This window comes from Microbacterium candidum (assembly GCF_030315975.1).
Classification (GTDB): Bacteria; Actinomycetota; Actinomycetes; order Actinomycetales; family Microbacteriaceae; genus Microbacterium; species Microbacterium candidum.
On the sequence record NZ_JASXSZ010000005.1, the window covers coordinates 26,747 to 39,957 of the forward strand.

Here is a 13,211-nt window from a genome sequence, read left to right on the forward strand (position 1 = left end):
ATGGCTGTGCAGAAGCGATGGGGAGACGGGCGTGCCTCCAGCGCGCCCGTTGCGCCCGTATCGCGCCTGCGCCGCGCCGCGACCTGGGTCGCCTCCCTCGCCATGGTCGTCGCCGTCACCCTCGGCGGGCAGCTGGATGCCGGTGTCGCGACCGCGGCGACAGCGCCGGTGACGAAGGCGGATGCGGCGTCCGCCGCCGCGACTCAGGCCGCCGCCCGCGCGAACACGACCGTGGCGCTGCAGCGCCTCCTCGAGCAGGACCTCGTCATCGCCGCGCTCCGAGCGGCAGCCGCGCAGCAGCAGACGGTGGTCCAGACGCAGACGCACCGCACCGCGGTGCGGACCGTCGTCCTTCCGTCGATCACCATCCCGACCCTTCGGTCGGTCCCCATCACCACCGTCCCGATGCAGGTGCCGTCGACTCCGAGCCCGACGCCGGCCTCCGGCACATCCGGGTCGCAGATGACGTGCGTCCACTCGGCGGACGGCAATTCTGTGACCTGCACCTCGGGCAAGTCGAACCCGACGCCGAGTGCATCGCCGACACCCACGCCCACGCCGACATCGTCGCCGACGCCGAGTGCGACGCCGACGCCCAGCGCGACGCCCACGCCGAGTGCATCGCCGACACCCACGCCGACCTCGAGCGACACGCCCACGCCGACTCCGTCGCCGTCGGCCGCGACGACCACAGCGCCGACGACGACGCAGCACCTCGACGCCGCCTCGGCACCGGCGACGCCTGTTGGGCCCGCGGGCGCGCTGAGCGCCTCCGACCTGTCCACCGCCGCCGCGCAGGCTGAGGCCGATTGGCGGGCCGTCGACCCGTCGGCGGACTTCTCGGGCGTGACGGTGACATCGGCGGCACTGGCCGGGCTGGCGCTCGGATCGCAGACCGGCCCGTCGATCGTCGTCAGCACGGATGCCGCCGGCTGGGGCTGGTCGGTCACCTTCCCGGCGGATCCCGCGTCCGCCCACATGGACCTTCGCACCGTCATCCGCCACGAGCTCGGCCACTACCTCGGCCTCGACCACGCGACGAGCGGACTGATGGCGCCGACGCTCCAGCCCGGCCAGGTGTGGCAGGCGGATGCGTCGCTCCTGCCGGCGCCTACTCCCGCGGCTCCCGCTCCCGCGGCTCCCGCTCCGGCGGCGCCGACGACGGCAGCGGCGACGACGACGGATGCGACCAGTCCAGCTCCGACTCCTGCTCCGACCGCGACGGACGCGTCCGCGACGACTCCGGTACCGGCGACATCGCCCGACCCGACTGCGACGGCCACGCCGGATCCGACTGCGACGACCACGCCGGACCCGACTGCGACGACTCCGGCGCCCAGCACTCCGACCGCGACCACGGCTCCGTCGACCTCGCCGACGACTCCGACTTCCACGACCCCGACTTCCACGACTCCGACGGCGACCCCCACAGCGCCCACAGCCACCGGCCCCGTGTGGGTCGCGAGCGGCAGCACCCTCACGCTCAGCGCGGGGTCGGGCACGCTCGACGGCCGCGTGAGCTTCGACGCGGCGACCGGATCCGTCGTGTACGCGGACGCGACCGGCGCGACAGAGTCCGCCCCGATCGCCGGGATCACCCGAGTCAGCATCGTCGGCGGTGCGGGGGACGACGTCGTCACGATCGACCCCGCGGGCACCCCCGCGGGTGTGAGCTATGCGTTCGACGGGGGAGCGGGCACCAACACGATCGGCGGCCCCGCGGCCGACACGCAGTGGGCGATCACAGGTCCGGGCACCGGCGGTTTCGGTCCGGTCTCCTTCACGAACGTCGCGAACCTCAGCGGGGCCGCGAACAACCGCGACACGTTCACGCTGCAGCCGGGCGGATCGATCTCCGGTCTCGTCGACGGGGGAGCGGGCGGCTACGACTCGCTCGTCATCGCGGGGCACCGGCAGTCCGTCGTGTCCTCGGGAACGGACGCGCACTCCGGGACGCTCCTCGTGGACGGCGTCGCACTCCGATATGCGGGGCTCGAGCCGGTCACCCTCGCCGCCGGCGCGGCATCGGTCGTCATCCACCAGACCGGTGACGCGACGGTGACGAACAACGGCGACGGCACGGTGACCGTGTCGGGCGGCACCGAGAGCACGACCTTCACGCAGACCGGGACCGCGAGCCTCACGATCACCTCCGACGTTTCGGTCACGTTCCAGGGCGGACTCACGATCCCCGGGGCGACGCTCGTCGTCCAGGCTCCGAAGATCGTCGTGGGCACGGTCGTGATCGACACGACCAGCTCGACCGGCGACGGCACCATCACCTTCACGGCCTCCTCGACCGACAACGGGACGACGGCGAACGCGAAGATCACCGCATCGGCGGCGGCATCCGTCGTCATCACGGGCGCGACCATCCGCGGCGGCGCGATCACTCTGTCCGCGACCTCGGGCTCGTCGCCCACCTCGGCGAACGCGATCAACATCGTCTCGGTGAGCTCGAGCGCGACCGTCACGCTCAAGGACACCACTGTGGTCTCGAGCGACAGCGTGAACGTCTCGGCGACCTCGACGGTCACCGCGTCGGCCGCGTCCAACCCGGCGAACGGCACCGATCCTTCGGTGGATGCCGCGTACTCGCAGCTCGACGTGAAGAACATCGCGCAGACGAACCTGTCCGGCACCACCACCTTCCAGGTGAAGAAGGCCGTCACGGTCGCGGCCGCGACCAGCACGAACCTCACGACGACCGCCGACGCGCTCCTCGCCGCGGCCGGCGCAGGCATCGCCCTCGTCACGCTGAACGAGTCGACGACGTCGTTCATCGACGCGACGACGTCGGGGAACAAGGCATCCGCCCTCTCCGTCACCGCCGACACGGCCAACGCGCTCACGACGAACGCGGCGGCGAGCCCGGGCGGTGCGACGCAGAACACGGGCGCCGACGGGACGGTCATCACGCCGCAGCAGTTCCTCACCGGAGCGATCACGGCGCTGAGCCCGCTCGTCGCGGCCGGCGCCCTCGCGGTCGCGCAGGTGAACGCGACGACCCAGGCGTACATCGCCCCGGCATCCGGGACCTTCCAGGCGGATCTCGGCACCGGGCAGGTGCTCGTACACGCGGCCGGCGGCGTCACGTCTCCCGTCACGGCCGACGGCCACGCGGTGCTCCGCAGCGGGGTGAACCCGGGTCTCGCGGTCGGCATCGGCGTCGCGGTGGGCGTCGACACGGCGACCGTCGTCGACGACGCGCACATCGGCGGAGGCGTGTCACTGACCGCGGGGGGCGTCACCATTGAGGCGCCGGATTCGACCGACACGTTCGACACGAGCGCGACCGCCGGCGCCGGGACCGCCGTCAACCTCGTCGGCGCGGGAGCGGGCGGAGCGTTCCAGGGTGCATTCGCCGTCAACGTCGTCAACGTCACGCACACCGCTACACTCGCGCCGAACGCGGTTCTCAAGCTGGCCGCGCCCGCCGACGTCACGCTGACGAGCGTCCACACGACCGAGTCGACGACGAACGCGATCCCCGCGGGCGACTTCTTCACCCCGACCGACGGGAAGTCGGTCGGCGGGTGTTCCACAGCGACGTCGTGCACCACGATCTTCCTGCCGTTCCCGATCATCCACTCGAACGGACTCCTCGCGGGCGTCCCCGCGATGACGGGCGATCAGGTCACCTACTCGAACGGCGGCGGCACGAGCATCGGCGGCCTCACGATGGGCGGGACGTACTACCTGTACTGCCCGACCGTCGACCCTGCCCTCCCGTTCGTGTGCCTGCCCGACCCCACCACGGGGCTGACCGCGTACCAGCTCGTGTCCGGCAGCCTCTACCTCCCGCAGAACCCGATCACGTCGCTCTCGGACTATGCGAAGTACGTTCTGCCCCTCGATCCGACGGTGGCGTCCGGCGACTTCCACTTCCTGTCCCTCGTGCAGAAGCCCCTCGACAACGTCGGCTTCGGCGCGGGCGTCGCCGTCAACATCGTGAACGACACCGGCACGGCCGCACTCGGAGACGGCTCGGCGCTCACGGGTGCCAAGTCTCTGACGCTCACCGCGCAGACGACGAACTCGTCGACTCTGCTGGCGAAGGCGGGATCCACCGGCGGCACCGTGGCGTTCACACCGGTCGTCTCGGTCGCGATCTCGAACGTCGCCACGAACGCCACGATCGGGGCGGGCTCGCTGCTGGTGCTCGACGGCGGACTGACCGCGACGGCCACGCAGGATGCATCGGTCGCGACCGGCGCGAGCGGCGACACGACGTCGGACGGCGGCATCGGCGTCTCGGTGGCCGTCAACGACGTCGACCACGAGGTGCACGCGACGACGGCCCGCAGCATCCAGGCGGTCGACGAAGTGGGCTTCAGCGCGATCGGCACGTCCGCCACCAGCGCGACGACCTGGGCGGGCACGGCGGGCGCGCCGTCGGACAACTCGAGCCCGGCCGCATCCGTCAACGGCCAGGCGGACCGCTATCTCGGCATGGCCGATGCGCTGGCGGGCGCCGCCCCGAAGAAGACGCCGACCGCCGGCAGCGCGACCGACTCTCAGACGCCGATCAGCGCGGCGGCCGCCATCTCGTTCAACCTTGTCACCTCGGTGAGCGACGTGACCGTTCCCGGCACCGTGACGATCACGGCCGGCGGTCCGCTCGCCCTCGCATCCAGCGGAAACACCGACGGATCGGCGCTCGCCGACGGCGAGACCGGCACGGGGGGTGCCGCGGTCGCCGTGGGTGCGGGCGTCGCCATGAACTTCGTGACGATCCGCAACCTCGCCGACCTCGCGCCCGGCGCGGACGTCACCGCCGAAGGCGTCGAGCTGTCGGCGACGATGACGCCGCACAACGCCGACGGCACCGCGGACAGCAGCAACAGCGAGAGCGCCACCGCGATCTCCGCGACGGGCGGCGGCACGACGCTCGGCCTCAACGGGTCTGTCGCGCTCGACGTCGTCTCGAGCACGACGAGCGCGCAGGCGAAGTCGCAGGCGGCCGTCCCCGCGAGCGGGACGACTCCCGCGGTCCCGGCGGTCTACGCGCACGTGAACGCCGGTGGGGGAGACGTCAAGCTCGAGGCATCCACGGAGCTGGACTCCGTCTCCAGCGCGACCCCGTTCTTCGACCAGTTCGACCCGTCCACGGCGATCATCGCGAACCCGTCCATCACGTACCCGGCGGGCACGACTCCTCCGCTCGACACCATTCAGCTTGCCTACGTGCTCACCGACGGCAACCTCCAGACCGGTCAGCCCGTCATCTATCGCACGGGCGGCGGCGACCCCATCGGCATCGCACACGACCCGGGCTGCAAGATCGCCGGGCTCGGCTGCCCGACGACGCTCGTCAACAACCAGATCTACTACGTCGTCATGATCAAGCCCGGATACTTCGGGCTGGCGAGCTCCTATCCGGGCGCGATCCTGCCGAACCCGGAGGTGATGACCCTCGACCCGTCTGTGGCGACGGGCTCGGCGCACTACTTCATCGCGGTGCCGATGAACGGCACGCCGGACCAGGCGGAAGCCCCGAAGATCGGCGTCGGCGCCTCCTTCGGTCTCAACATCGACAACGTCACGACGACCGCGGCGATCGACGACGGCGTCGCGCTCATCGGCGGCCACGACCTCTCCATCAAGGCCGACGACGGCAACGGCGCCGACACGAAGGCCGTCTCGGGAACCTCCGGCGGCAAAGTGGGGCTCTCGCCCTCGGTCGCTCTCACGATCGTGAACGTGACGACGCACGCGTTCATCGGGACGGGCGCCGCCATCGCCGTGACGGGCGCGATCGAGATCGAGGCGAAGGAGAAGGCGAAGGTCGGCAGCGAGGCGTCGGGCGATGTGGATGCCGAGTCCTTCGGCCTGGCGCTCGCGATCAGCATCGAGGTGGCCGGCGACGACGTCGAGGCGTGGATCGCGCGCGATGCCACCGCCGACGGATCCGTGTCGGTCGCGGCGATCGGTCAGTCGACGAGCGAGAGCAAGACGGATGCGGCGGCCCCCGGCGCTCCGACCGAGTCGAACGGCGGCGTCACGAGCCTCGCGGACACCTTCCTCGGGCAGGGCAACATCGTCTCGCGGGGCATGACAGGGCAGGGCGCGTCCGCGGACAAGACTCCGACCGCCGGCGACAGCGACACCGGGGGGACCTCCCTCTCCATCGCGGGCGCCGTCACCGTGAGCGTGGTGAACACGACATCGCACGCCTTCCTCGCCGACGGGATCACCGTGACGAGCGCGACGGATGCCGTGTCGCTCGTGAGCTCGGCGAACACCGATGTGAAGAGCGAGGGCAACGGGCAGACGGCAGCGGACGCCACGAACGGCGTCGGTGCGGGAGTCGCGGTCAACGACGTCACGATCGTGAACATCGCGACGACCGGCGCCTCGACCATCCACGCGCAGGGTGTCTCGGTGACGGCGACGATGACCGAGGTCGAACCGGAGAAGGCGGGCGACCCCGTCGACAAGACGCACACCATCGAGGCGACCGCCAAGGCGGGATCCAGCAACACGGAGAACATCGGTGCGGCGGGTGCCCTCGCCCTCAACATCGTCTCCGCACACACGGAGGCCCTCGCGCCGAGCGGCGCCACGATCGACGCCGGCAGCGGTGACGTCACGCTCATCGCCGGATACTCCGAGGACGACGGGTCAGAGGCATCCGCCCGTGCCGGGTTCAAGACGTGCCAGCCCTTCCTGGGCCTGCCCTGCAACATCGCTGCGCCCATCACAGGCCAGAACGACGAGGGCACGAAGATCGGGGTCGGCGCATCCGTCGCGATCCAGGTCCTCGCCGACACGATCGTCCGCGCCGAGATCGCAGACGGCGTCCCACTCACCGCGGGCGGGAACGTCGAGGTCTCCGCGGAATCCGAGCGCAAGATCACGACGATCGCCGAAGCGGGCACGCAGGGCGGAAAGGCGTTCAGCCCCGCGGTCGCGCTCGTGGTCGACTCCGGCGACACGGCGATCGCGCGGATCGGCTCGGCCCCGGCGGGTCTGGTCGTGACCGGCGACGTCACCGTGTCGGCATCCCACTCCGTCGACGCCACGAACACGAACGCCAACGCGAACGTCGTCCAGTCGGGGGAGGGATCGGTCGGCGTCGGCGCAGCAGTCGCGCTGCCGCTCGTGTTCGGCTGGACCACGACCGCGGAACTCGGTCGCAGCGTGACAGCCGGCACCGTCACCGTGCGCGCCGAGTCGGAGGCCCTCGTCGCCGCGCTCGCGAACGCGAGCGTCATCGGCGGCTTCGACCTTCCGAACCTCGACGGCAGCGGCGATCAGGGGAAGTCCGCCGACCAGACCGCTTCCGACACCGTCAAGAAGGACCCGAACGCGGGCAAGGTCGCGGGTGCCGACCCGAAGAGCGCATCGGATTCCCAGCAGAAGGGCGACGCCGCGTCGGAGTCGAAGACCGGCAAGTCCGGCGGCAAGGGCGTCGGCGCGGCAGCGGGCATCGCGTTCGTGTGGCTGCAGACCTCCAACACCGCGACGATCGACCCCGGCCTCGTGATCGTCGCCACCGGCATCCCCGCGACGGGCGGCGTCGCAGCCGTCCCGGGCTCCATCGAGGTCGAGGCGACGCAGTGGACGACGTCGGCGGCGCGCGCCATGGGCGCGGCGCTCGACCCGCAGGACGGCGGCACGCACATCGCGGCGGCGATCGGCTTCAACTACGTCGACGTCGTGAACCACGCGACGGTCGGCGCGGGATCCAGTCTCACCGGCGACGAGATCGCGGTCACGGCCGCGACGCCCAAGGACCCGAACGGCGACCCCGAGGAGAACACGGTCATCGCGTGGGGCCTTGCGGGCTCGGGCGGCAAGGAGAACCCGTCGTTCGCGGCATCCGTCGGCATCAACGTCGTGCTGTACGACACGGCCGCGTTCGTCGGCGCGGGCAGCGCGCTGTCGGCCACGGGCGAGTTGACCGTCGCGGCCTCGAACCCCCTGGGCCTGCAGAACCTCGCTGTCGCCGCCGCCGTCTCGATCAAGGGCGTCGCGCTCGGGGCCGCGATCGCGGTCAACGTCCTCTCCCCGATCACCACGACCGCGATCGTCGATTCCAGCGCGGCTGCCCGCACCTCGCTCGATGCGGGAGGTGCGACGACGATCAGCGCGACCACGAGCGTCGGCCAGCTGGGCTTCGACCTGTCGCTGCTCGCCTCGATGGCCCTGCAGAACCTCAGCGAGGTCCCTGGGGTCTCGCTCATCCCGCCGCCGGCATCGGGTTCGACGGTGACGAACCCGGTCATCAGCAGCATCGCCGTCTCGGGCGGTGCGGGCACCGGATCCGTCGCGGTCGCCGGCTCGTTCGTCGTGGATGTGTGGAACCTCACGTCCGACGCGCACGTCGGCGGCAGCGCTCTCGTCAACCAGAAGACGAAGGGCACCGAGGAGCAGACGCTCACCGTCAAGGCGACGAACGACATCGTGCAGACCGACATCTCGGGCGGAATCGGCGCCACGACCGGCAACGTCGGCGTGGGCGTCGCGGTGATCGTCAGCGTCACGAACCAGACGGTGAACGCCTCCCTCGGCAGCGGGGACGTGACGAGGTCGGGCGGAGCGACGACCGTCGAAGCCGCATCCACCGACCCGGTCCTGGCCGTCGCGGCGTCGGCGGGGGCGGCCGCGAAGGTCGGCGCGTCCGGCTCGATCATCGTCTTCGTGGTGAACGCCGGGACCGGCGCCGGGACGTACGCGTCGGTCGGCGACGGCTCGAGGATCGACGCGGGCGATCTCGCCGTGACCGCGACGAACCTCGCGGCCGACGGCTCGAAGACGTCGATCCAGCTCTACGCGGGCGGGCTCGCCTTCGGCGGCACCGCCGGCATCGGCATCTCGGCCATCGCGCTCGTGCGCACGAGCCCGGTCTCCGCCGTCATCGGGAACGACGTCGAGGTGACGACGGACGGCCCGGCCGGCGCGAACGGTGTCACGGTCGGCGCCAGCCAGGGGCAGGACATCAACGAGATCTCGATTGCCGGCGGCGGTGGTGGCGAGGTCGGCGTCGCGGGATCCGCGACCATCGAGGTCCTCACGAACACCACGCGCGCGAGCGTCGGCGACGGCGGGAGCACGGCGACGCCCGGATCGATCTGGATCACGGCGGACGACCACACGAAGCTCCTCGCCCTCGCGGGCCAGCTCGCGATCGGCGGCACTGCCGGGGTGGGCGCGGGCGTCGACGTCGAGGTCATCAACAAGACCACGAGCGCCTCGCTCGGAACGATGGATGCGGCGACCGCCACCGGCGCTGCGACCGCATCGGGCGGCGACACCGTCATCCGGGCGACCTCGAGCGAGAACATCGACTCGCTCTCCGTCGGCGCGGCCTTCAGCGGAGACCTCGCGATCGCCGTCAACGTCACCGTGCCCGTGATCAACGTCACGACGACGGCGACCCTCGGGGCGAAGTCCCATGTCTCCGCGCGCGGCAACGTCATCGTCGCCGCAGACGAGGTGCTGGACCTCACCTCGGTCGGCGGCAACATCGCCGTCTCCGGATCGGTCGCCGCGGGCGTCGGCGCGTCCGTGCCGATCGTCACGAAGACGACCACGGCATCCATCGGCGACGGAGCGATCGTCGCCGGCTTCGGGACGAACGCGGGCTTCGGCACCGTCGCGACGGGCTCCTACGCGACGAGCCGCATCGACGGAGCGTTCGACCCGCGCGGCTACAGCGACGGCCCGACCGGCGGGTGCAACGCGATCGGGTGCCAGGGCCTGCCGAGCCAGACCCCGTTCAACGCTCCCACGGGCTCGGCGATCAACCTCGGCTACGCGGCCGGCTTCGCGAACGGCCAGGAGGTCCTGTACGACGCGGGCGGCGGGGTCGCGATCAACGGACTGACGCCGGGTCAGAAGTACTACATCCTGAACGTCCCGAACTACCCGACGTGGATCCAGCTGAGCGACAGCCCACGCGGCCCTCCGATCACGGGACTCTCGCTTCCGTCCACGGGACTCATGGGCGAGCACCAGCGGTTCGTCCCCACCAACCAGCCCGGCATCGCAGCCGATCCGTCGCCGCGGTTCACCCCGCAGAACGACGTGAACACGGCCACCGGCACGATCACACTTCCCTACGAACTCGACACCAAGGCCGGCACTGAGGCCCAGACCGGCGACGAGGTGGTCTACAGCACCGGCGGCGGTGCCCCGATCGGCGGACTCGAAGACGGCAAGACGTACTACGTCATCATCGTCTCGTCCGCGACGACCGACCACGGCACGATCATCCGGCTCGCAGCGACCAACAAGGATGCGCTCGCCGGCACCTACCTCCCGCTCGGCACCGGCGGCACCGGCCACTCGCAGAGCATCGTCGCCAAGGGCACGCTCTCCACCGCCGACGGCAGCGCCACGAGCGCCCCGATCATCACGACCGGAACGACCACAGGCTTCACGGGCGTCGCCGTCACCGCGACCAACAGCGACACGATCCTCGCCCTCGGCGTCTCGGCCGGCGGCGGAGGAACCGCGGCATTCGCGGTCGCCGGATCCGTCGCGGTCGTCACCGTGAACACGACGGCTTCGATCGGCGCCGACGCGCAGGTCACTGCAGGCGACCCTACGGGCCCCGCATCCACCCAGTCCGTCCTCGTCGTCGCGGGCAACAGCTTCTACCAGCTCGGCGTCGCCGCATCCGTCGCCGTCGCCGGAGACGCCGCGGTCGGCGCAGGCGTCGGCGTGCGGGTCGTGAACATCGCGACCGCCGCCACGATCGGCGACGGCGCCGACATCCAGGCGGCCGGAGACATCGTCGTCACTGCGACCGGCAGCGACCAGATCATCTCGGTCGCCGCGGTCGCTGCCGCTGCGGCCTACGTCGGTGTGGCCGGCGGCGTCACGGTCACCGTCGTGAGCGAGTCGGTGGACGCGCACACCGGCCAGAACGTCACGCTCCACGCGAACGGCGACATCGCGGTGCTCGCATCCGCTCCCTCGACGCTCATCCTCGTGACCGCGAGTCTCGGGGGCGGCCTGGTGGGCGTCGGCGCGGGCGTCGACGTCGCGGTCATCAACAAGACCACGAGCGCGTACCTCGGCGGATCGAACGTCGTCACGGTCCTCGCCGGGAACCCGGCCGGGCTCTCCGGGATCGACGACGGGACACGGGATGTCGGCACCTTCGGCGTCTACGGCACGTTCACGGGCCTCGCCGTGCAGGCGTCCTCGAGCGAGACGGCGTTCGGCATCGTCGCCGGTGTCGGCGGCGGCCTCGTCGGCGTCGCCGGCAGCGTCGGCGTCCACGTCTTCACGGTCGTCACGAAGGCCTTCATCGCGCAGGGGACGACGGTGAACCAGGGCACGAACGGCGTCATCGCCGGCGCGTCCCCGACGCAGTCGGTGGACGTCTCGGCGACGGATTCCTTCAGCGCGCTGACCTTCGCGGGCGGCGTCGCCGTGGGCTTCGTCGGCGCCGCGGGCGCCGTCGACATCGGCGTCGCGAACGTGTCCGTCCAGGCCTACCTCGGGACCGGCAGCGACATCTGGGCGCAGTCGAACGTGCAGGTCAACGCGCTCGCGTACAAGCACGTCCAGACCTACGCGATCAGCCTCGGCGGCGGGGTCGTCGGGCTCGCCGGAGCCGTCTCGGTGTGGTCGGTCGGCACCGCGCCGACCGCGACCTACCAGCAGAGCGCCTACGGACCGGACAAGGGCGTGTGGACGAGCGGCACGACCTACGCTGCGGGCGACCACGTGACCTACCAGGGCACGGACGGCGTGACGCACACCTACACATCCACGAAGAGCGGCAACCTCGGCAACACGCCCGTCGACACCGGGTCGTCGTCCGACTGGTGGCGTCAGTCGGACAAGGATGCGACGCAGCCCCAGTCGACGCCGTGGAACAGCTCCACGACCTTCAAGAAGCAGGCCGTCGTCACGTACGAGGGCCGGACCTTCACCGCTTTCGCGGACAACACGAACGAGGCGCCGCTCACGGCCGGGGGCGCGGTCGCGACCGACTGGCGCGAGACGAGCGGCAGCCCGCAGCAGATGGGCGACACCGCCGCCTCGGGCAACGACGGTGGAGACGGCTGGGGCTCGATCCTCGGCAACACCGACAGTGCGGCCTGGGACGGCACGGTCGCCTACACCAAGGGCACGATCGTCCTGTACGACGGCGTGCACTACCAGGCGCTGAACGACATCGTCGCGGGTTCGACGACGACTCCGAACGCGACGCCCGACGTCGACACGACGGACTGGCAGAACGTCCAGTCGGAGGCGCAGTTCCAGTACGGCGGCGTCTCGCACGCCACGTCGGGCAAGATCACGAAGCCCGGCGGATCCCTCGTCACGAACCAGTTCACGCAGGCGGCGCCTCCCGCCGGGACGTCGGCCGGCATCTACGGCTCGGTCCACGCGGGCGGCAACGTCGCGGTCACGGCGGACGACGGCCTGGATGCGGTCGCCGCCGCCGGTGTCGCGGCCGTCGGCCTCGGAGGGTTCGGCGTCAGCGTCAGCGTCATGACGCTCGCACTGCACACGGATGCGGGCATCTACACGGGCGCATCGGTGAGCGCTGGCGGCACGGTCGGCGTGCGCGCGAACCTCACCGAGAGCGTCCTCGGCGTGATCATCGCCGGGACCGCGGGCGGTCTCGCCGTCTCCGGCCAGGTGCTCGTCCTCGTCGACTCGTCGAGCCAGAACGCGCACATCGACACCGGTGCCGTCATCAGCCGGGCGCGCGACGGAGTGTCGGTGAAGGCGGCCGCCGACCGGACGGTCACGACCGTCTCGGTCCAGCTCGCCGTCGGCGTCGGGGCCATCGGCGCGTCGGTCATCGTCGACGTCATCAGCGGCGACACGACGGCGACGGTCGGAGGCGTGCTGCTCGGCGACGGACGCGACCCGGCGACCGACCCCACCGCCGACCCCAACGCCGTGGGCGGTCTCGACGTCGAGGCCACGGACTCCCTCACCCCGACGCTCGTCGTGGTCGCCGTGGACGGCGGAGTCGGCATCGGAATCTCCGCGGACGTCGCCGTCATCACGTATTCCGGACTCACGAGCGCGTCCTCCGGCGCCTACGGCAAGACCGGCACGGGCGGTCTCGTGGTCTCCGCGACCGGACACCACACCGGGCTCGACGCCCTCACCGTGAACGTCGCCGCAGGGCTCGCCGGCGGAGTCGGACTCAGCGTCGCCGTCGCGACGAACGCGCGCTCCACCGAGGCATCCACGACATCCACGACGAACCTCTCGACGAGCGGGCCGGT

At 71.3% G+C, this 13,211-nt stretch carries 1 protein-coding gene (cut by a window edge); it reads left to right on the forward strand.

Annotation, left to right across the window (positions count from 1 at the left end):
- On the forward strand, positions 1-13,211 hold the beginning of the coding sequence (locus tag QSV35_RS14855) for a DUF7507 domain-containing protein (protein WP_286289586.1). It continues 19,723 nt past the right edge of the window; 13,211 of the gene's 32,934 nt are visible here — the first part of the coding sequence; the start codon lies at positions 1-3; its stop codon lies beyond the right edge, outside the window.